Source organism: Rhodanobacter sp. A1T4, assembly GCF_014207185.1.
Taxonomy (GTDB): Bacteria; Pseudomonadota; Gammaproteobacteria; order Xanthomonadales; family Rhodanobacteraceae; genus Rhodanobacter.
Genome location: NZ_JACHCP010000005.1, coordinates 1 through 21878, shown reverse-complemented (window position 1 = coordinate 21878; position 21878 = coordinate 1). Strand labels below are relative to the sequence as shown.

The following is a 21878-nucleotide window of genomic DNA, read 5'->3' as shown; positions in this document are numbered from 1 at the left end:
AGCATGGATTCGGCAACTACTATCTTGTCGTAAATGGCCAACGCGCCAAGTGTGCAGCAGGATCATGTTCGTCGCAAAGACATGACAATCGAACTAGGCAAAATCGGCAATCCATATAAGATGCGTCTAGCTGTTTTTCGCTCCGTCAAAAAACCATCGCAATGGATAAGCTATGAAGTCAGTACGTAATGTTTCGTCTGCCCTGAACAAGGCATGGACTAGCACCCTGTTGGGCACTGTCATCGGCATGGCCATGATCACATCGGCGCATGCGGACGATATGTCGACGCAAATGGTCGATCAGTACGCCGATATGTGCGCTAACCAGTCGATCAACATGCCGCCGCCCTACGGTGAGGGAGACCTCAAAGGAAACCCCAAGCTGGCGACTTATTGCAAATGCTTTGCTGGCAAATTTGCGACGCGTGCGGCGGCCTCGCTACAAAATATGAATAGCGGCAAGCCCGATACAAGCTCCGTGCAGGACACCGTGAAAGAAGAGCGCGAAATGCGTAACAGCTGCCGGCAGCAGGTCGGCCTGCCACTGATCAAGTTCTCTTGATGATCACCTTGAAGATGCGTCGGCTGCCAGAGCAATAACCTGGGCACCATCTCAGGCACCAAAGCCGGAACCTCGTTGAAAGGCAACTGCAACGGCAGCATCGACGGTACTCAACAAACCGGCACATTTAGCGGCACGTGTTCGGCAGCGCAAAGTGCCTATGCCGGCACGTTTACCGTTGCCGGTGGCAAACAGCATATCGATATCCCCTCGAGCCTATACGCCACTGCGTGCGTAAGCGACTTAGAACTTTGGCCAGGAAAGGGCTGCTTGACTGGCACACCGACGGCATTTCTACCGTCGGTGTACACGATGGGAACAGCGAAGCTTATTCCGGTTCGGCATGATCGGCGCGCTGGTACCGGTCATGACGTCGTCGATCGTTGGTGCAGGCATTCACGAGTCATCATTTAGATCACCACTAACCTATGCTTCAATAAATCGGCTCGGTCTGACGGTTGTCGCCGCCATGGCATTGTTAGGTGCGGTGAATTTCGACAGCAATTGACCACTAGCTTCGCCTGCATCGGGTTGCGATAGCACCGTCGGCACGCGCTTTGGCCGCTTGGCGCGCACGACGCCTTCCATCCATGGCAACTGGATCCCAAGGACCACCCGATACAAAAACAGCAGGGCCGACAGCGCCTGGTTCTGGGTGCTGGCCGCGACCTTGCCCTGGACGGCAAGGAGTGACAGGAACGCCTCGACCTCCGACGCACCCATCTCGCGCGGGTGACGTTTGGTGTTGGCCAAGATGAACCGCCTTATCCAACTGATGTAGATCTTCTCGGTGCGCAAACTGTAGTGTTTGACCCGCATGTGCCGACGAACTTCGTCGAAAAAGCGTGGAACAGGTGCAGTCGGAAGGGCCCCAGATATCCCCGCGGATTGTGGTGGATAAGACATAGCGCCCCGGATAAAAGGGTTTGTGTGGCAGCGTATCGACGATGCCGACTCCGGGAACATCAGATAAGGTCTTGATCTCGTGTAGGATTAATGCGGAAAAGGGGTGCACAGGGAAGCTGAACATCCCGTGCATATTGCGGAATCAAGGCACTACTGAAGCGTTAGAGCGCACAGGGAAGTTCATGGCAACCGATAAGAATCGAAGCTTTTTTCTTCGCTGTTGGAGTGGTCACGCTCGGTTATGGCAGGCGTATTGGCTTATAGGAGGCCTTGGGCAGCTTTGCGCTATGTTGCTGGTTGCGCTCGTCGGCACGATCTTTTGGCATAACCCCCAAGACAACCTTTGGTTCAATTTGGTTGGTGCTGTCATTATTGTTGGGTGGTCAATTTTTTCGGCTGTCAGCATCTGGCGTTGTGCGCCAAATGCATCTCAGCCTGCTTGGGGCGCGCTCGCACGTGTTGTCATCATCATGTCCGTAGCTTACGGGGTGTACGCCGTGTGGCGCGTGCTCTAACCAGTCATCCAAGCGGACGGCTCCGCCGCCGCTTAATTCCAGCGTTAGCCGTCAAACACACATGATCGCTGTCAAGACATCAGAGGAATTCTCTCGGCTCCTTGAAAGCCTAGCGAATGACGTTGTGCACGCAAATATCCATTGGAAGCAATGGAACGATCTTGCAAGTGCGCTAGATGCCCAGCCCCAAGTCTGGGCGCAGTCACGCACGTTCTGGCACCTGACACTGAACGCGAACATATTTACCGCTCTCCAATCGCTTTGCCGTGCGTATGACCAGCATCAGAAGTCTCTTCATTTGCTCAGCTGGCTTAAGACAATTCAGGCCAATACTCATTTGTTTGGCCAAGACGAGTTCAAGCGGCGCTTAGCTGGTAATCCGTTCGTCGACAGCCTTGCGACTGCCCCGAGGGCGCCTGATCCAAATGTCTTAGAGCAAGATATTGAGCTGTGCTCCATTAGCGATCCTGACGTGCGTCTACTCATGCAATACCGCGGAAATTTTCTCGCGCACCGAAACGCAAAATCCACATCCTCCGGAACTGCTAACAACGGCAAGTACGCTCTACCTGGCACGCAAATCGAAGTACTCTTGGAGCGAGCCAAGACGATCCTCAACAGGTACAGCTATTTGTTCAGTGCTAGCACGCATTCAGTCAATATGCTTGGCCATGACGACTATAAGTACGTGTTCAAGTCCGTGCAGGCGGCAATAGATCGCTTCCCGCATGACGGCTAACAATTCGTTCAAGGCGGACGGCTTCGCCGCCGCTTAACTCCAGCGTTAGGCCTTATGACTGCACTAGATCTCTGGCAAAGTCTTCGCGCCGAGTTACCCGAGCAGGTTTCTCGAGTCGCACACCAATGCGAGCCAGTGACAGGCTCTGCACGCGATCTACTGGAGCTCCTAGATGACCGCCATAGTGGTGCCTCGATCGCAAGCGAAAAGTGTGATTACTATGGCAATCCATACGAGCAACTTTGCCTCGATTTTTCTAAGCTTGTAACGGCTGCGCGTACAATTTCCGGTCAAAAAGGCAGGCCAAGGTGGGAGCGGTCGGCCTAACTAATCATTCAAGGCGGACGCCTCCGGCGCCGCTTAACTCAAGCGTTAGGCCTCTAGGGGGAGAGTCGTTGAACATTTCGGATGCGCAAAACAGAGCAACTGGCGAGTTCGTTGATCTTGTTGCAAACAAGATCGGGTCGGGTCGTGCAATTCACCCGGAAACGGCTATTTCAAGCGCCGCACGACTTGCAGGCAGTCTGCTGCTCCGCTCTTTCAACTTGAGCATAGGTTCTGTTGAGCCGGGCACCGTCCTACTCTCAAACGAAGCCAACGAGAAAGGACCTCTCCTTGTCGGAACAGTGGCAGCTTTCCTGTCAAAATCTGGCATTTCTCTCGACAAGTCCTTGCTGGGTGGAGAGCAATCAAAACGAGGTGCAGAACCGAATTTGACCGTTCTGCAAACGCTATCCACTTTTCAAGAAGACGCTCTGCAAATCAGTAGTAAAAATGGGTTGAGCCTAGAAGAGGCCGCTCAGTCCGCTGCACTAGCAACGGGGTTCATAGTCAAAGAGTGCGCTGGGAATATTGGTGCTGAAGTTGGCTTCAATGTGGCCGCCTACGGCTTTATTGAAGGCTGTAAGACAGCTCCACCTGTTCTTTCCCATCTTGCATCGACCTCTCAAAAGAAAAAGCCTTGGTACAAGGCCTGGTGAGCAAGAAGCCTAACATTTCGTTCAAGGCGGACGGCTTCGCCGCCGCTTAACTCCAGCGTTAGGCATCCTTACCAACTCCGGCGCAAAACGAATGAACTTACCAACGCTTAGCTGCGCACAGGCTCTCCGGGACGGAGGAATTGACGCAATGGCCGCTCTGAACGATGCGCTCGCGATCGCCATCGAAAGCATTCCGGAACACTGTCACCGAGAAATTAAGCACGCCGTGGGCCGAGCGATGTCCGCCATCATGGACGAAACCATCAACCCTGCCATTCTCGCGTTTCCGGAGCTTAAGCCAAGCCAAGATGCTTGGTGTGCCGTCGCCAAGACCCGCGCTCGTGCTCGCGCCGACTCATTCGCGTCATGATGCCTATTCGTCTGAATCATCATGTTTATACCCAGATATCCGGGTTTCGCCGCGGGTCTCGGTTTGCGGGAGAAGTCTTCGACTAATCAATCAATTGCGGCAACCGTTTCCATCAGTGCGATCAGCTATGAGTGACCATCTACGCACCGCCAGCGAGGCGCGAAACTGGTTTTCGACGAGGGGATTTCGATGACCGATTGGGCGCGAGACCACGGCTATCCGCGGATCCGACATTACCCAGGCTTGTCAGCGAAACGGGCTTCCGCATCAACGAGGTGCTTAGCGAGCGCACTTTAGTATCTACGTCTGAGGTTCCCGAACGATGCGCCAAGCGCCATATCTCCCCTCGCATGATGAATCGCCAAAGCTGGGTATGCGTGAGGACAAATCGGGTCGATTCAGTATCTGGCCGCTGCCACTGCCGCTATCGCTGAAACTGGCTTGCCAGTTCTATCGAAGGCGCTGCCTTGCAGCGCAGCATGAGTGCGGTGTGTGTCGCGTTATTGGGACTAATTACGCCAATTGAAAAATGCCATGCGCTGCTGTGCTCAGCGTCACTTAAAGTGCACCACGATCAACCCATTCAATGGTGCGCACATGTACTTGTTCGCCAGCCGTATGGTGGGTGAGATCCCTATCGCGTAGTTGGCATGTTCGATTGAAATGGTAGTGCCTCACGCAAATCAACGGAGAATGGTATGCGCAAATTCGCAAGCTTGTTCACCCTGTTCGTGCTGGCCATGACGATGGTTTTGCCAACATCGGCTCAGACACTTCCCGGTTCCATCCAATCGATTGCGACACCGGATGGTTTTCAGCTGGGTGCATATGTTTCTGTTCCAACAGGTCGTGGAAGCGGGCCATTTCCATTGATCGTGATGCCCTCCAGTTGGGGGATTTCGTACATCGAGTACGTCGGACAGGCCAATGTATTGGCCAACGATGGTTACATCGTGGTTAGCTATAGTTCGCGCGGCTTTGATACGTTTTGTGGGATTAACCCATCGTGTGGATATATCGATATCGCCGGGCCGCTCACCGTAGGTGACGTCAGCACGGTCATCGATTGGGCGCTAGCCCATACCCCGGCTGATCCGAACAACATTGGTGTCTCGGGCATTTCCTACGGCGCGGGAACGGGCCTTCTCGCTGCCGAGCATGACCCACGCATCAAGGCAGTGGCTGCGATGAGCGGCTGGGCCAACCTTGGGGCCTCGCTCGATGCCAATCAGACACCGAGCGCGCAGGGTATTGGGGTGCTGTCACTGGACAGTTACCTCGGCAAGCCCGGACCGTTGGTGCAGCAGATGAACCAGGACGTTCTGGCCGGCAATTTCGAAGGAGCCATTCAGACCGTGCTGCCGGTTGCGGCGATACGTGACCCGTCAAGCACGATCGCTCAGCTCAATACGAATCATCCGGCGGTCTTTCTGGCCAACGATTTCGAGGACAGTCTGTTTGTGCCGAGCCAGCTGATCAGTTTCTATAACCAGCTTACGGTACCGAAGATGATCATGTTTTCGCACGGCGATCATGCGACGGCTGAACTTCTCGGCGCAGTGGGCCTGCCTAATGAAGTCTATGCCGCGGCAACGAACTGGTTCGATCACTACTTGAAGAATGTGGACAACGGCATCGATACCCAGCCACCGGTGCAGCTCAAGTCACAGACCAATATATGGAGCAGCTACGCCAACTGGAATGCAGTACAGCAAGGTGCAGTCACTTATAACCTGACCCAGCCAAGCGGTGCTCTTTTCCCCACGGGTAGCTTGTCATCCAGTGCCAGCAACAGCTGGCAGTACGGCATTATTGGTGGGTATCCGACTACTGCGACGTCGGGTGTGGCAATGCTCAGCGGTGTGCTGACAGGCTACTTGCAGCTGCCTCCAGCGGTCGAGCTGGCTACGATTTTTCGCGCGAACGCCGCCGTCTGGACGGGACCGGTCTTTACCCGAACCCAGAATGTTATCGGACTGCCGTCGCTGCAAATCACGGTAACCCCGAGTACTCCACAGCTCACGCTGGTTGCCTATCTCTACAGCGTCGATCCGTGGACGGGACTGGGCGAGTTGATTAGCCAAAAGCCTTATACCCTTCTCAATGCAACACCGGGTGTACCGCAGACCATCGACATGAATCTGGAAGCGACAAACTGGGAAGTCGATGCGGGTCGGCAACTGGCGTTGGTCATCGATACCGCGGATCTGCGTTATGCTGGTGTCACACCGCTAAACAGCCATGTCACTTTCGGCTCTTCGGCAGCATCGCCTTCGACGCTGACGGTTTCATTGCATTGAAGTAGAGCCCATTCAGCCGGCTCCTTGGCAACACGCGGCGGGGCAGCTTCTTGCTCTGCCGCTACCGATCTTTTTATATGTTCACTGTGTACTGTGGTTGGTTACGACCACGATGCTACTGGGCTTCATGCTCATTGCGTTCTTGCGTTTCACGACGTCACCGCGGAGTTTGCTCTGAGGAACAGGCCAGCCTCCATTACTATTGCTATGGCGCGTCTAGTCTAAACGCTTAACCGTTCCGGGAGCCTCGCCAAACCAACGCTTGAATGCACGTCGAAAAGAACGTGCATCACTGAATCCCAATTGCTCGGCAGCAGCCGTGACCGTGAGGCCCTGCTCAGACAGCAAATTCCTGGCGACCTTCGCGCATACGCGATCGCTCAGGACACGAAACGAAGTGCCGGCATCTGCGAGACGACGTGTCAGCGTTCTTCTGTTGAGGTCGAGAGCTATAGCTGCCTCACCGATGGTCATCGCCGCGTTGCCTGAGTGATTGAGCAGATGTTCGATGGCCGCTACGGTCCCCAACGCAGGATTGCTGCTGCGCTCGCGTTGCTCAAGTAACTCCTTGAGCTGTGCAGCGATGATGGGCGAATAGCTAGCCAGATGGACATCGAACCAATGGTGCTCGATCAACAGCCGGTTCTCTGCACAGCCAAAGCGGACGGGACAGGCAAATACCTCGCGATAACGCTCAGCGTGTGCCGGAGCGTCATAAGCGATGTCCACCGCATGGAAAGAGAACTTGGGCCCGAGCAGGATACGCAACAATGTCAATGCGCTCGAAGCCATCTCCTCGATTAGAAATGGCTGGACACTGGCGTCCCTGATACTGGACGTTAAGGAACAAATACCATAGGCACCTTCAAGTCGGAAATCCCATTCCACGAGAGATCCACCTTGCCGGTAATAGCGCATGGCTATCTTGAACGCATGATGTAGATCGGGCTCCATCATCATGGCAAAACCGATCAAGCCGAAATGGCTGAGATTTTGCCGTCGACCCGACTCCAGCCCCAGATCAGGGCGTCCGGTTAATCGCAATGCTCTTCGAATCAGGCGCCAAGCCTGTCGATGGGACATCTCCATGCCCCGCTGCAGGTCCTCTGGAGTGAAATTCAGGCCCTCGCACACACGCTGCGGTGTCACGCCGAACTCGGGCAAGAATTGCATCAAGGCGGCCATCGCATACGCCGTGATTTCCGGGACGAACTGGCGGGCATCGATCTTCTTTCGAGACATCGCATCACCAATTGGCAGAATTAGACCCCATGAGAAATGTAGGGCGAAGAACACGATGCATCGAGCAAATCCATTGGTACAGGCTAATTTGGGCAGCACTTTGATGCAAGTCATGGTAACCGAGCGAAGCTTCGTGCGATGAGTGATTCGACGCGTTTTGTCCTAACACGAACGAGAGAATGGCGACTATAAATTCAACGCAATGCCATGACGTCTTTACGGCAGTGAAAAAGGAAACGGCGTGATCGTGAAGGCGAACATCACCGCTGCAAGGATCAGCACCGATCAAGACACTGAGCCACAGCATTGCTGTCGGCGGGACGGGGGGAAGCCATGTCTTTGCGCAAGAAAGTTTTGAGTTCAACTGTGAATTGCATTTTGCTCGGAAGCGCTCTCGGTATGCCTTGGTCATCCGTTGCATTTGCGGTCGACAATTTATCCACTGACTCGGGGAAAAGTACTGCTATCGATCAGACGGCATCTACGCCACAAGAATCGGACAAGAATGCCAAACCGGTGAAGCAGCTGAACTCGGTCACGGTCACCGCACAAAGCCGCAGCCAGGAAGTGCAAGCGGTCCCGATTTCGTTGCAAATTGTCACCGCCAAACAGATTGATACGCTGGCGGCAACAGACCTAAGCCGCATGTCGCAGTTTATTCCAGGCTTGGTCGTCGACGGTTCACAGCCGACTCAACCCACTTACACGATGCGTGGCATTACCACGGATGATTTTGGCGTCGGTACCGATTCGGCCGTTGGGGTCTATATCGACGGGGTTTACGCAGCGCGCTCGGGCGGTGCCTTGTTGGCATTCAACGACATCAAGCGCATTGAAGTTCTGAAAGGCCCGCAGGGTACGTTGTTCGGCCGAAACGCGGCGGGCGGTGCAATTTCGATCGTTACCAATGAACCGAGCGACAAGTTCGAAGGCAAGGTGGTCGCACGTATCGGCAACTACGGCGAGCATTATGAGAATGCGCTGCTCAACATCCCCATCAACAAAGACATGGCGTTACGCGTAAGTGTGTTGGACAACCAGAGCGATGGTTGGATCAAGGACCAAGCCACTGGTCAGCACTATGGTAAGAACGACGACTGGGGCAGCCGCATGGTCTACCGTTGGAACATTACGCCCGATACGCGCATGTTGTTGTCATGGGACCATGAAAAACTCAATCAGCCTCCGGTAGCCTATTTCGGACTGGCTCCGCTGGTTCCCAATGGAACGCGGCCACCGTTTCCGCCAGAGCCGGGTACGTATCTTGATCCGACCAAATCGCCTCTATACAACGACGATGTCGGTGCTGAAGAATCGCGTCTCTTCGACGGCGTAACGCTATCGATCGATCACTCCTTTCCATGGGGTAGCCTGGTCTCGACTACGGCATTTCGTCATTTCACTTCGTTCAATCGCGAAGATAACGATGGCACCGACAATATTGACACCTACCTTTCGACCGCCAACGCCGAAAGTAATACGAGTCTGTATCAGGAGTTCCGGTTTTCCGGTGAAAATGACTTGATGGACTGGGTAGCGGGCGCCAGCTATTACCGCGAGCGCGCCCGACAGGACAACATCGTCGACCTCAACACCAATAGTGTCGATACGCTGTTGCGCAACGCCGGCGCCATACCCACGCCGGATGGCACCTTGTTCGGATATTTGAGTCAGGCCCTGGCACAGAATGGCCTGCCCTACAGTCTGTTGGGAGACCCGTGGGAGGAGTCGCTCGATGACCGTGGCAAATATCAGTCCTATGCGGCCTTCGGCGATGTCATCTGGCATTTGAATGACAATCTTAATCTTACGACGGGTCTGCGCTTCACCCGGGATGATAAGCAGTTCACCTGGTACAACCCGCCTCGCACGGCTACGGCGCTCGATAGCACCATTTCCGCGCTGAACGCACTGGGCTTCTTCAACGCCGCAGGCATACCAGCGGCGTTTCTGCAGCAAAACATCGTCTTTCCCAATAACGTCGGGCAGGCTATCACCATGAGCAACTCGTGGAATGATTTCAGTCCGCGTGCTGTGCTCGACTACAAATTTAGTCCGGATGTCATGGGCTACGTTTCGGTCACTAAAGGCTACAAATCCGGTGGCTTCGATGCGGAACAGATCGGTGGCGAGTTCAAGCCTGAAAAGATCTGGAACTACGAAGCCGGCCTAAAGACGACAATCCCCGACGACCATTTGGTATTGAATGCTTCGGTCTATCGTTATCTGTACAGCAATTTGCAGGCGATCAACCTAGTCGCGGCCTCCAGCACGTCCAGCGTACCGATCTATACGGTCAGCTCCAGTAATCAGCAAGCCGTCGGTGTAGACCTCGAAGCAAAATGGCAGCCCATCGATGCGCTGACTGTAAATTTGACAGCCGCCTATATCGATAGCACTTACTCAAAATTCATAACTCCCGAAGGCCTCAATTTGGCCGGCGAACCCTCCGGTGAGCCGCTCTGGTCGCTGGCAGGCGGCTTCGACTACGTTTGGCCAGCATTGATTGAAAACGGCGATGTCGATTTTTCACTGTCGCAATCGTACCGAACGCGAACCCGTTGCAACGGAAATTCTGACCTGCAGGGTTATTGCCTGGAGGGTGCCACCTTCAACGTTGGCGGCCCGCAATCGCGCACAGATCTACATCTGGGTTGGAACTCGCATGACGGTCGCTATGGCATTTCGTTGTTCGCCAACAACGTACTGGATAAACGCTATGTCATGCGCATCAGCAATGTCTCGACGAGCATCTTCGGTACGCCCATCGCCAACATCAATCCGCCACGAATGTGGGGAGTGGAGTTTCGTGCGTCTTTCTAAGTATGGACTCTCAATGAGGCTCAACAACGCGATGTATAGAACGCGTACAAGCGCCGTTCGTATCGGTCGACCATGTGAGACATCAGTGGTGGAACAAGGTGTTGGCTAGCTACATGAAGAGCAGTCGTTTGGTGTTGTTTGATGCTTGATTCAAATCCAATGGATGAAGGTTTTATGGAACTCGAAACAGCTCGCAATGAAGTCATCGCTGCTGGAAAACGACTAGCAGCGAATGGACTGATCATCGGCTCCTCCGGCAATCTGTCGGTGCGCGAAGGTGATCGTGTCGTGGTCACCCCATCGGGTATGGCGCTTGACGCGGTACAACCAGAGGATCTCGCCGTTATCGATATGGACGGCAACTGGCTTACGGGCCAACGCAAGCCGACGTCTGAAGTACAACTTCACCTAGCGATCTACCAACACAGCCCCGAAGCGTGTGCGATCACGCATACCCATGCCGTCGGATCCACTGCAGTGTCATGTACGTGCTCGGTGCTGCCACCGATTCACTACACAAACTTGTATTTGGGCGGTGCGGTGCATGTGGCGAAGTACGCCACATATGGGTCAAAGCAGCTGGCTGAGAACGTGGTGACCGCGCTTGCCAAGGGCACATCGGCGGCACTGATGGCTAATCACGGCTCCATCGCCTACGGCAACACGATGGCCCAAGCGTGCGAGCGGCTCGAGTTGTTGGAGTGGTTGTGCGATGTCTATCGCGCCTGCATTCCGCTCGGCCAGCCGCGCGTATTGACGCCTGAAGAACTGACCGACGTTATGCGTATGTATCGCAGTGATCGCTACGCGTCAGGCCCTCAGCAAGCGAACTGATGATGGCTAACATCCTCATCACAGGTTGCAGCAGCGGCTTCGGCTATCTCTCGGCGCTCGACCTCGCACGACGCGGAGAGCGGGTTTTTGCCACCATGCGCAATCTTGTACGGGGTCAGGCATTGACCAAGATTGCCATCAGCGAACGCCTGGCGCTGACGACTCATACGCTGGATGTCACCGATCCAATGTCGGTGCGACGGTGCGTCGCCGAAGTCCTCGAACTCGGCGGCAAAATCGATGTACTCGTAAACAATGCAGGCTACGCCCAGCGTGGACCGATTGAGACGTTGTCGGATGAGGAAATCCATCGTCAATTCGATACCAACGTCACCGGCATCATGCGCATGGTTCGCACAGTGGTTCCGCATATGCGTGCGCGCAATGCGGGCACGATCATCAACCTCTCGTCGCTGTCGGGTCTTACCGGCGTTCCTTACGAAGGCGCTTATAGCGCAAGCAAGCACGCGGTCGAGGCGATATCACAGGCGCTGCGGTTCGAGTTGGCAGCCACGTCGATCCGAGTACTGCTAATCGAACCAGGCGCATTCGAGACTGGATTCGTCAACAACGCCCCCGTCGCAGCTGACTTTAACGCCGCGCATCCCCTATGGGGCGAATACCAGCGTTTCTGGAACGCGGCGGCGCAATTAACCGGCGGCTCCCGTGCCGACCCGCAAGCTGTCGTCGATGCGATTCGGCGCGCGGTAATCGATCCCGAGACGCCCTTTCGCCAATTAGTTGGCGCGGATGTGGAGTTTGCGGTGAGCCTGCAGGAGGCTGCGGGACTTGCCGATCTCGGACCCACGATTCGCGAAATTCTCCATCTTCCTGCCACAGGAAAGCATTGATGAACACTCACTCCAGTACGAATGATTTTCCAGCTGGTATCAACCAGGCCCCACATCCCTCTGGCATCAGCCATTGGCCAGACATCAATGCGGTCGAGCGCGCAAGTAAGCGCCTCGCTACCGGACCGATGCCCAAATTGACCGAACAGCATAATGCCCAAGTCGGGCGTTGGTTCGAGCAGCATTGCGGGATTTCCAAACGACGCGCCGAGGAAGCCAAGCAGCGTATTCCTGGCGGTGTGCAGCACAATCTCGCGTTCAACAAGCCATTTCCGCTCGATATCGTGCGCGCAAACGGTGCCCATTTATGGGATGCCGATGGCAACCGCTATATTGATTTTATCCAGGCAGGTGGACCAACCATTCTGGGAAGCAATTATGAGCCGGTGCTGTCGAAGGTCATAACGCTACTGCGCGAATGTGGGCCGGTGACCGGCTTGTTTCACGGGTACGAACTCAAGCTGGCCAGTCTGATTCACGACTTCATGCCCTCGATCGAGCTGTTCCGTATGCTCGGCAGCGGCACCGAAAGTGTCATGGCAGCCATTCGAGCTGCGCGCGTATTCACCGGTCATGCGCAGATCGTCAAAATCGGCGGCGGCTACCATGGCTGGAGTGACCAAATGGTGTTCGGCATGCGACTGCCTGGCACCGGCTTGCTCGATGCGGCAGGCATCCCGGAAGGTGCGCTCAGTAACACCTCGGAAGTCTGGCCAAATGATATTGATGCCTTGCGCAAGGTGTTGCAGACCAATCGTGAGCGTGGTGGCACGGCGGCGGTCATCGTGGAACCGTTTGGTCCCGAGAGCGGTGTTCACCCGGTGCACATCGACTATAACCATCAGGTTCGCGCCTTGTGCGATGAGTTCGATGCACTGCTGATTTTCGATGAGGTGGTGACCGGCTTCCGTGCCGGACTAGGTGGTGCCCAGGGTTTTTTTGGGCTCAAGCCCGATTTGACTATCTTCGGCAAGTGCGTAGCTGGCGGTTTTCCGGCAGCGGGCGGTGTCGGTGGTCGCGCGGATGTCATGAGCGTGTTCGCGGCGGGCATTGGCGGCAGCGGGCGACGCGCGATGATTGGCGGCACGCTATCCGCCAACCCGCTGAGTTGCGCGGCCGGCTACTGGAGCCTGCTCGAGATCGAGCGTACGCAAGCGCCGGCCGTGGCTGGCCGTGCTGGTGATCGTCTTAGCGCCGGCCTGCAGGTCCTCATCGACAAATACCAACTGCCCTTCGTGACTTACAACCTGGGCGCTATTGTGCACTTGCATACCACCGGCGTGCTGCAGCTCGATGTGCGCGAGCCAGGTGCGATCAAGCAAGTCCCACATCGCAAGGAAGGCCTGGAGGATTTCGGCGCCGCATTCACCGCTGAAGGCATCATTACTTTGGCGGGAAGTCGCCTGTATACGTCGCTAGCGGACACCGACGATGTAGTTGACGATGCACTGAGCCGCTTCGAGCGCGTGTTTCGAGGGGTTGAAGGTGCCATCAGCTGACCCCCGCCACATCCTGGCGATCGATCTAGGCACCAGCGGTGCGAAGGTTGGCCTGGTCACCACTACCGGCCATGTCGTCGGTTTTGAAAAAGAACCTGTCGATTTGATCCTCGGTGACGGTGGGTTGGCGGAGCAGGATCCCAATGCCTGGTGGCAGGCGATCTGCCGTGCCAGTTGCCGATTGCTGGCACGACGCCTTGTGCCGCTCGATACGATCACGGCGGCCTGCGCTGGCGCGCAATGGGGTTGTACGGTTGCCGTTGATGCTTCCGGCAAGCCACTGCGGCATGCACATAGTTGGCTCGATCAACGTGGCAGCCGGCATGCTCGCCATATCGTAGGCGGTTGGGATCGTATCCCCGGCACGCCGTATAGCGCGCGCAAACTGGTTACTTGGCTGCGCCGGACCGGCGGCGCCCCTTCGGCCGATGGCAAAGATCCGGTCGGGCACATCAACTGGATACGCACCGAACAGCCGGATATTTATGCCGCGACACGCTGGTTTCTCGACGTACCCGAATATTTGACGCTGTGCATGAGCGGACGCGCCGTGGCGTCATATGACACCATTGTTGCGCGGTGGTGCACTGATAATCGCGATCTCACGAAAATTCACTATGACAAACGACTGCTTTCAATAACGGGTCTCGACCACGCCAAACTGCCCGAGATCGTACCTTCCGCGTCGATTGTTGGCCTCATGACCAGCACAGCGAAGGTTGAGTTGGGATTGCCCGACACCCTGGATATCGCCGTTATCGCTGGCGTTGGTGACACGGTGGCGGCCGGTATTGGTTCTGGGGCGGTCGATGAGTATCACCATCATCTCTACATAGGTACGTCGGCCTGGTATTCGTGCCATATGCGGCATAAGCGCGCCGATCTCTCACGCACAGTATTTGCGCTGCCGTCAGCGGTCCCGCATCAATACTGGGTAGCCGCGATCCAGGAATCGGCTGGCAAAACTGTCGAATGGCTGCTCGACAATGTGATATTCGATAGCGATGAGTTCGCTACTGCGGAGCGCTCGGACGATGCCTTGGCCCGGCTCAATGCGGTAGGCATGTCGGCTCCGCCAGGCAGTAACGGTGTGATTTTCACTCCATGGCTTAATGGAGAACGTACCCCGATCGAAGACAGCACGATACGCGGCGGTTGGCACAACCTGTCTTTGACTAGCCGGCGCGCGGACTTGGTGCGCAGTGTGATCGAAGGTGTGGTCTTCAACTGTCGCTGGATGGCCGAAGCCGTCGAGGGCTTGTCGAAGGGACTGCGACCGCGCGGAGCGATGGCCCCCATCCGTTTTATCGGCGGTGGAGCGATTTCGCCGCTGTGGTGCCAGATTGTTGCGGACATCTTTGATCGCCCCATTGCCCAGGTCCGCGACCCTGTGGTGGCGAATCTCCGGGGTGCAGGCATTCTTGGGGCGATCGGCACCGGCCACCTGCAATGGTCGGAGGTGGCCGGTGCCGTGGAAATTGCTGAAACGTTCATACCCAACCCGCTTCTGCGGCAGCGCTACGACGACATGTTCAAGGCGTTCACGCAGATCTATAAAAGAAACAAGCCCATACACAAGTGCCTCCATCGTGATCGCTAGCCGAGCGGCAACGAGCGCGTTTTGGTCGTTGGAACCAGGTAAGACAGCGTTCGCAACGAACCAAATCAGGTTCCTCGCGAACCACCGCAACGCATTAGACAGAAATTCTGTATGTCACCAGGAGCGGCAGTGCTTTCTTCCTTTCTAAACCTTGCCAGTCGGCTGTTGGCGCGCAAGATGAAATTGCCAGCGGCGCGCTACCGTCACATCAAGATGGATTGCGACTTGAAGGTGGTGATGCCCGATGGCGCGATCTTGCTTACCGATCGTTATTTTCCGAGCGGGATAACGGATGCACCGATCGTGCTGACCCGTACGCCTTACGGTCGAGGCAGAGAGAGCTCACTGTTGTGGCGCATGCTTGCCGGACTTGGCTATCAAGTGGTGGTACAGAGCGTGCGTGGCACGTTTGGCTCTGGCGGAGCTTTCGATCCATTACGACATGAGGCTGTGGACGGATTGGCTACGCTGCGTTGGTTGGAGCAACAGTCGTGGTTTACGGGCAAGGTGGGTCTCTTCGGTGGCAGCTATTTTGGCTATACCCAATGGGCTGTTGCCGCCGATGCACCACCGTGGATCAAAGCCATGGTGCCTTTAATTACCGCTACTGATTGGCGGCCGCTTTTTTATAGCGGTGAATCATTCGGGTTGTGGACCGCGGCCAGCTGGATGCATTCCCTGCATCATCAGGAATCATCTTGGTGGCGCTTTGTGCTCAGTGAGCGACGCCAAGTCAAAACACTGGAACAGGCCTTGGCCCATTTGCCTTTGAATGAAATCGACAAGGTGTTGGTGGGACACCGCGTCTCGTACTACCAGGACTGGCTCGTACATGATCGGCCAGGAGATGGCTTCTGGAGTCAGGTCAATCAAAGTCGCCGTCTTGTATCAATGACGATTCCGACCAGTCTGTTGGCTACGTGGTACGACATCTTTCTCCCCGCGCAGCTAGCCGACTACGTGACGCTACGTAAAGCTGGCCATCGGCCGCAATTGATCATCGGCCCGGGAACCCATGACAGCCCGCAAACCGTGGAGCTGGGCGTCAGACAAACCGTAGACTGGTTCGATACGCATCTGCGCGATGCTCCCTCTCCGCCGAATGCATCGCCGGTGCGGGTTTACATGCTGGGCGCCGACACCTGGATCGACTTTCCGGACTGGCCACCACCGGCGAGCCCTGAAATTTGGTTCTTGCAGTCTGGGAGAGAGCTGGCGCGCGACTTGCCGACTACTTCTCCTCCCGACGCGTACACCTATAACCCAGCCGATCCCACGCCGACCATAGGCGGTGTAATGCTCGGTGCAGCCGCTGGGCCTCGCGATAACCGTGCGCTGGAAGCACGTCCAGATGTTGTCAGCTATACGAGTGCTCCGCTGGATCGCGATTTGCCGGTCATCGGTCTGGTCAGTGTCGTTCTCTATGTGCGTTCCAGTTGCGAGTACACGGATTTCTTTACCCGGTTATGCGATGTCGCTCCGAACGGCGTATCGACCAATATTTGCGATGGCTTGTTGCGGCTATCGCCGGAGAACATCACGGCGGGACGTGACGGCATCATCCGTGTACGCACCGATCTGTGGCCCACCGCGTGCTTATTCGCCAAAGGGCATCGGCTGAGACTGCAGGTCTCGAGCGGGTCGCATCCTCGCTTCAGTCGCAACACGGGCAGCGGTGAGCCACTGGCAACAGCGACGACGCTGCATGTCGCTCACCAGCAGATTTTCCACGATCCCGAACACCCTGCTGCCTTGATCTTGCCGGTGTATCGCAAGTTGACCACGGACATGGGCGAAGTGACGCCCACGGAATATCCATGATGCCGATTCGTTACCGCGTTCTCGCGATATATATCGTTCTGCAGGCGGTAATGCAGCTCGAATGGTTGCGTTTCGCGCCGATCACAGATCAGGTTGTTACCGACTACGCTGTCACGCCCAGTCAAGTCGGTACGTTGTCGCTGGTCTTTGCTTTGCTGTTCATGCCGCTAGCACTGCCCACCGGTGCGCTTATCGACCGTATCTCGATACGTGCTTCGTTACGCATCATGACCGTAAGTATGGTGCTGTCGGCATTATTGCGAGTATTGGCACCAAGCTATGTCTTTCTTCTGGCAGGTCAAATTGTCTTTGCCATGGTGCAGCCACTCACCATGTCGCTGGTCGCTCGACTGGCTGTTGTATGGTTTCCGAAGAACGAACACATCAAGGTTACAGAGCTCTCCAGCATGGCGATCTTTGTAGGTGTTGGCATAGCTTTTGTGCTTGTACCCATGAGTGCGGGACATAGCGTGCATCTTTCGCTGTTCATTGATCTGGCGGTAATGATCGGCGTGGCGCTGCTGACGTTTGTATGTGTGCCGAATGATCCCGCTCATATCGTGATGACGCCAACGGGGAGTTCGACGCGAGTCTGGTGGACACAGGCCATCAAGATGTTGAGGACTGCGCCATTTGTGGCGATCTTGATCATCATCTTTCTTGCCAATGGCTATTTTGCTGCGATATCCACCTGGCTCGAACCAATTCTTTCGCGGCACCACGTCAGCCCGCAGACGACCGGTATCGTCGCCTTGCTGATGCTAGTTGGCGGTGTCGTCGGCATGGTCATTTCGCCAGCTCTCGTTAGACGCGGCGTTACCCTGCGAGGCATCTTGATCGCCGCTACATTGACAGCGGCCGCAACCACCTTTGTGCTGTTCGCAAGCAGTTCGATCATTGTGCTGTGCATCGCTGGCACGGCACTTGGCATGATGCTGCTATCGCCGCTACCACTACTCATCCAGGTGATCGCCGAGACGGCAGGCGACATCCATGCAGGTACGGCTGTGAGTATCTTCTGGCTTGCCGGTAATGCCGGAGCCGTGGTGATCATCCAGGCTTTATCTACCGTCGCAAATTCGGGTCGGTGGGAGCTCGGCTGCGAGATATTGATCGCAACATTGGCGATTCAATTGATCGCCGTCATGCTGGGCCTTCGCTACCGTCAGGAATCGCTCACGTAGCGAGGCTTTATTGCTGCCTAGCCCGTAAACACGCCCCGCACGTATGATTGGGCTGGGACTGCACGTCATCTGCAACTTCTGCTGCCTAAGCAGTCGTCAGTGTGTTGCATCGACCGGTTGAGACCGCCACCCAAAGTGGACCGCCGACGGTTGCTCAGTGTGTTCGAAAGGAAGTGAGATTACGCGATAGCGCCAGCCGCGTGGGTCTGGTTATACGTCCGGTTGTTAGCCGGGTCCAGCATGGATAAGCTCTAGAGGAATCAGGGTGTTGCGTCGGGACTTCGGAACGTAATCAGGGATGTATAACCGGACCCACGGGTCCGTCTATTAGGTAGTTAGAGCCCTTATGATCAAAGATCTGTCTCGCTACGCGCCAGAAGGAGTTGCATGGATTCGCGCAGCTGTATCTTGTGTTCCATTCGTCGGCGGCGCGCTCGATCACTTGGTCTTCGACAAAGCGGATGCGATTCGCGTCAAAAATCTGGAGGCAGCAATTGCAGCTATCTCATCGCAAATTGAATCCGCTGGCGAAAGTCGCATAGATAAGGCTTGGTTTGACTCGGAGGAGGCGCTAGCCACCTTCAAGATCATGTCAGACAAAATTTCCTACGAACCAGATCCAGAAAAAGTTGAGTCAATTGGTCGGGTGGTTGCAGCTTGTGGCAACAAAGAACACTCCAGCGACCCCAACAAGCTGTCAGTCGTGGAACACTTGTCCAGGCTCTCTACGACCCAAATCAAACTGCTTGCGGTAGTGGCACGTGTCACTCCGATTGAGAAGAAAATTAGCACTGGGTCATTGGAGCAAACAGCCACAGCAATCTGGCTCAGTGACATCATTGCAGCCTTACGAGGCGGGCCCCAGTTCTGGTCTGGAACACTAACGGTGGACCAAGAGTTGGAGGTACTAGAATCCCTCAATACGATTCGCCGCGTTCAGCTCATGGGAACATCTGAGGCAGCTTTCGTTATAACCACTATCGGCAAGCGCGCTGCTTCGTATGTGCAAACGGCAGGGCTCTAACAGTTCGTTCGAGGCGGACGGCTCCGCCGCCGCTCAACTCCAGCGTTACACGGCAGAACAATGAACTCCACCGACACACTTTACGCCGAGTTAAAGCCAGACATTGCTGTTGTCGCGAATCAGCTCTTCGAACTCTCTGAAGCGTTTCTTCGTGACCAAGGAAATTTCTTGCCTCACGCTGCAGTTCTTACAGACGACGGCGACATCAAATTGGTTGGTGCTGTCGCCGAGAGCGACCTCACAAATTCCGGTGAGATCCTTCCGATACTTCACAATGGCCTTCGTCAACAGGCACGCGAGCTTTCTCTCCAAGCAATCGGAGTTGCGGAGAATGCCACAGTCACCTTCGAGGGGCAGCGTCCCACCAAGGCCATCAAGGTGCTCTTCGAGCACAAGCGTGGGCTTACTGTTGCGCTTTACCTACCTTTCGAGAAAAAGTTGCTTCGTGGGTACATCATGGGCACCACCATCTCAAAACTGGCTGCACCGGAAGTCAATGCGTGGGGTCCCGATGCCGTCTAACATCTCGTTCAAGGCGGACGGCTTCGCCGCCGCTTAACTCCAGCGTTAGGCCTCATGAAGACACTCTTCCAAAAAGTAGCGTTGCTTGCGACCTTCATCATTTCCACCTCTGCATCTGCCACACAGGCGGAAGTTCGCTTCATAAAGTTTCCAAGCCGCGATGTCGAGCGGTTAGGGCAGATCGATAAATTGACCATAACGGTAGCGTGCAGTCGGATATCGCAGCTTGCGAACATTCCGGAGCTGTATAACATCCGTATGGGTTACGAAATGCCCACCCGAAATGATTTCGAGGCAGCACCAAGACTGGGCGCTGCAGCAGTTGACTTGCGGCGATGGAACAACGTCATAGGGATCTTAATTCCGGCCGACGCAGATAGTGCGTCGTGCTTTTCTGTGACAGTTACAGCGGTAGGACGTGGCACAGGGGTTTCTGATGTCACACAGAAATGGACCGGCCATGAGCTTGGCTTCTAAAGTTTGCCTAACAGTTCGTTCAAGGCGGACGGCTTCGCCGCCGCTTAACTCCAGCGTTAGGCCTATGACCAGCAAGTACCAAGAAGCGTTGCCGCTCATGCACTCGGAAGTCATTAATGCCGCTCAGGCAAAGCTACTCCGGCCGCTCTCAGTTGCGGAAATTTCCGGTGTTCAGCGCATCGATTCACTGATGCGCCTTGAGTCACTTTGGCGAGCGTTTTCGTCTCCGGCATGTCTTCCGGAGCAAGTAGAAAAGGATTTGTCTTTCTTCTCAGAGCAGGGTCAACATGGCAGCTCGGCCTAACCATTCGTTCAAGGCGGACGGGCTTCGCCGCCGCTCAACTCAAGCGTTAGGTGTTCCAAGCCTATGAGCCACGTCTTCCTATTGCCTACGTCCGTAGTAGTACCGCTCGCCCTGTCTGTGGTGTTGGCCGTATCAGCACGATCTCGTCATAAGCATCTAGTCGACAAGGACATCTACTGTCTCCCGTTACCGCTCGCCTATCTAATGGCAGTCATTGGGGTCGGTTTTCTCGGGGTGCCATTTATTCCTGGCGTCGAAGGCAGCGCTGCACCTCTGTGGTTCGATGCGTTCTTTGCTTCGTTCTCCACAGCCGCTGTTGTTGCGTCAATATTCTTTATGCGTTACCGCGTAATCCTCGGAGCCAAATCATTGGATGTACGCTTTCTTCTTAACGAGCGAGTTATTCCACTCACAGATATCATCGACACTAACGTACTCGAAGGGCGCGCCCGTGAATTGATCGTCTACTTACGGGGTGGCCGTCGGCTAAAGCTCAGCGGGTTGCTGCAGGATTTTGATGACCTTGTTGCTAGAATTCAGGACACTCAAGTGTCACGAACCGAGAGCGCCGAGAAGCTAGCCGATCAACAGCGCGCTGCGGTGGAGTCGCAAGGTGCAATCTGGATCATATGTATTGGTCTGGCCTTGGTGGGAGTTGCAGCGATTGCGTCCTGGATAGTCCAGCGACATTAGTGACGCGCTTAGGAGCTAACCAATCGATGGAGCGGATCCTCGTTTGCCAAGTAGTTCATCGCTCCATCGTAGTGCGCCGCAATCACCTAACAAATCGTTCAAGGCGGACGGGCTTCGCCGCCGCTTAGCTCCAGCGTTAGGCCTCATATGGAAGTTTCCGACGTACTGCTGGAAGCCATTCGCTCACTACGTAGCACGTTCCATGTCGTACTGCGTGATTCGCAGTGTTTGGAGCTAGCTTTTTCTAGCGTTGTCCTTGCCGGCGCGGAGGGTTCTCACATCATGAGCTTCACCTCGCCCCACTCCGCATGGGCCATGGAATGGGATTCTGTGAACTCAAACTGGGTCGCACGCCCTGAGCTATCCAATCCCGCATCCGGCTCTGTCGTGGAGGCGTTTGTAAAACGCTCGCATACCGGCTATATGCTTAGTTTTTCGGATCGAGGCTCTCCCTTGGTCCGTTGGGGGTTTACGGCCAAGGCCATTGCAATTCGTGCAGCGACTCAGGCCTAACATCTCGTTCAAGGCGGACGGCTGCGCCGCCGCTTAACTCAAGCGTTAGGGGTCGCATGAAACTGACGGGCTTACTTGTGGCATCCACACTTGCTCTCGGCGCCTGCAGCCAGTCAATT

18 protein-coding genes and 1 pseudogene are annotated in these 21878 nt (G+C 55.5%); 17 read left to right on the top strand and 2 right to left on the bottom strand.

Features of this window, described 5'->3' with window-relative positions; all coding sequences use genetic code 11:
- Positions 1–172: 172 nt before the first annotated feature.
- Complete coding sequence (locus HDE80_RS11040) at positions 173–562, top strand: hypothetical protein (RefSeq protein WP_184670829.1); 390 nt, start codon at positions 173–175, stop codon at positions 560–562.
- Between the two features lie 534 nt (positions 563–1096).
- Here the strand turns inward: HDE80_RS11040 and HDE80_RS11035 are convergent.
- A pseudogene (locus HDE80_RS11035) lies at positions 1097–1468 on the bottom strand (phage integrase N-terminal SAM-like domain-containing protein); the annotation flags it as partial.
- A 576-nt stretch (positions 1469–2044) separates the two neighbouring features.
- On the opposite strand from HDE80_RS11035, the gene HDE80_RS11030 reads away from it, so the two are divergent.
- The 4 genes from HDE80_RS11030 to HDE80_RS11015 all read left to right on the top strand — a co-directional run bounded on the left by HDE80_RS11030 (position 2045) and on the right by HDE80_RS11015 (position 6372).
- Positions 2045–2722 carry a hypothetical protein gene (locus HDE80_RS11030; RefSeq protein WP_184670825.1) on the top strand — a complete coding sequence of 226 codons (678 nt, stop codon included), beginning with the start codon at positions 2045–2047 and terminating at the stop codon, positions 2720–2722.
- Between the two features lie 395 nt (positions 2723–3117).
- On the top strand, positions 3118–3702 hold the full coding sequence (locus tag HDE80_RS11025; RefSeq protein WP_184670824.1) for a hypothetical protein: 585 nt from the start codon (positions 3118–3120) through the stop codon (positions 3700–3702).
- A gap of 148 nt (positions 3703–3850) precedes the next feature.
- Entirely contained in the window at positions 3851–4072 is a 222-nt protein-coding gene (locus tag HDE80_RS11020; protein WP_184670822.1) for a hypothetical protein, read from the top strand.
- 698 nt (positions 4073–4770) lie between these two features.
- Positions 4771–6372 carry a CocE/NonD family hydrolase gene (locus HDE80_RS11015; protein WP_184670820.1) on the top strand — a complete coding sequence of 534 codons (1602 nt, stop codon included), beginning with the start codon at positions 4771–4773 and terminating at the stop codon, positions 6370–6372.
- Positions 6373–6588: 216 nt separating this feature from the next.
- On the opposite strand, the gene HDE80_RS11010 is transcribed toward HDE80_RS11015, so the two are convergent.
- On the bottom strand, positions 6589–7614 hold the full coding sequence (locus HDE80_RS11010) for an AraC family transcriptional regulator (protein WP_184670818.1): 1026 nt from the start codon (positions 7612–7614) through the stop codon (positions 6589–6591).
- 306 nt (positions 7615–7920) lie between these two features.
- Between HDE80_RS11010 and HDE80_RS11005 the strand changes: the two genes are divergently transcribed.
- The 12 genes from HDE80_RS11005 to HDE80_RS10950 all read left to right on the top strand — a co-directional run bounded on the left by HDE80_RS11005 (position 7921) and on the right by HDE80_RS10950 (position 21246).
- The gene (locus tag HDE80_RS11005; protein WP_255483703.1) at positions 7921–10437 is read left to right on the top strand and encodes a TonB-dependent receptor; all 2517 of its coding nucleotides are present in this window, start codon (positions 7921–7923) and stop codon (positions 10435–10437) included.
- Between the two features lie 174 nt (positions 10438–10611).
- Positions 10612–11271, top strand: coding sequence for a class II aldolase/adducin family protein (locus tag HDE80_RS11000; protein WP_184670817.1), 660 nt, complete (start codon positions 10612–10614; stop codon positions 11269–11271).
- 2 nt (positions 11272–11273) lie between these two features.
- The gene (locus tag HDE80_RS10995) at positions 11274–12122 is read left to right on the top strand and encodes an SDR family oxidoreductase (RefSeq protein ID WP_184670815.1); all 849 of its coding nucleotides are present in this window, start codon (positions 11274–11276) and stop codon (positions 12120–12122) included.
- Positions 12122–13621 carry an aminotransferase class III-fold pyridoxal phosphate-dependent enzyme gene (locus HDE80_RS10990; protein WP_184670813.1) on the top strand — a complete coding sequence of 500 codons (1500 nt, stop codon included), beginning with the start codon at positions 12122–12124 and terminating at the stop codon, positions 13619–13621. The genes HDE80_RS10995 and HDE80_RS10990 overlap by 1 nt, the downstream gene beginning before the upstream one ends.
- Positions 13608–15221, top strand: a complete 1614-nt coding sequence (locus tag HDE80_RS10985) for an FGGY-family carbohydrate kinase (protein ID WP_184670811.1) — start codon at positions 13608–13610, stop codon at positions 15219–15221. Before HDE80_RS10990 ends, HDE80_RS10985 begins: the two co-directional genes overlap by 14 nt.
- A gap of 129 nt (positions 15222–15350) precedes the next feature.
- Positions 15351–17042 (top strand): CocE/NonD family hydrolase, encoded by a 1692-nt coding sequence (locus HDE80_RS10980; protein ID WP_221437535.1) that lies wholly within the window; start codon positions 15351–15353, stop codon positions 17040–17042.
- Positions 17042–18226 carry an MFS transporter gene (locus HDE80_RS10975; protein ID WP_184670807.1) on the top strand — a complete coding sequence of 395 codons (1185 nt, stop codon included), beginning with the start codon at positions 17042–17044 and terminating at the stop codon, positions 18224–18226. The genes HDE80_RS10980 and HDE80_RS10975 overlap by 1 nt, the downstream gene beginning before the upstream one ends.
- 346 nt (positions 18227–18572) lie before the next feature.
- On the top strand, positions 18573–19250 hold the full coding sequence (locus HDE80_RS10970) for a hypothetical protein (RefSeq protein ID WP_184670805.1): 678 nt from the start codon (positions 18573–18575) through the stop codon (positions 19248–19250).
- 60 nt (positions 19251–19310) lie between these two features.
- Positions 19311–19772 (top strand): hypothetical protein, encoded by a 462-nt coding sequence (locus HDE80_RS10965; protein ID WP_184670803.1) that lies wholly within the window; start codon positions 19311–19313, stop codon positions 19770–19772.
- Between the two features lie 54 nt (positions 19773–19826).
- Positions 19827–20249, top strand: a complete 423-nt coding sequence (locus HDE80_RS10960; protein WP_184670801.1) for a hypothetical protein — start codon at positions 19827–19829, stop codon at positions 20247–20249.
- A 64-nt stretch (positions 20250–20313) separates the two neighbouring features.
- A complete protein-coding gene (locus HDE80_RS10955; RefSeq protein WP_184670800.1) occupies positions 20314–20553 on the top strand; it encodes a hypothetical protein in 240 nt (79 codons plus the stop codon).
- Positions 20554–20616: 63 nt separating this feature from the next.
- Complete coding sequence (locus HDE80_RS10950) at positions 20617–21246, top strand: hypothetical protein (RefSeq protein WP_184670798.1); 630 nt, start codon at positions 20617–20619, stop codon at positions 21244–21246.
- Positions 21247–21878: the final 632 nt, after the last annotated feature.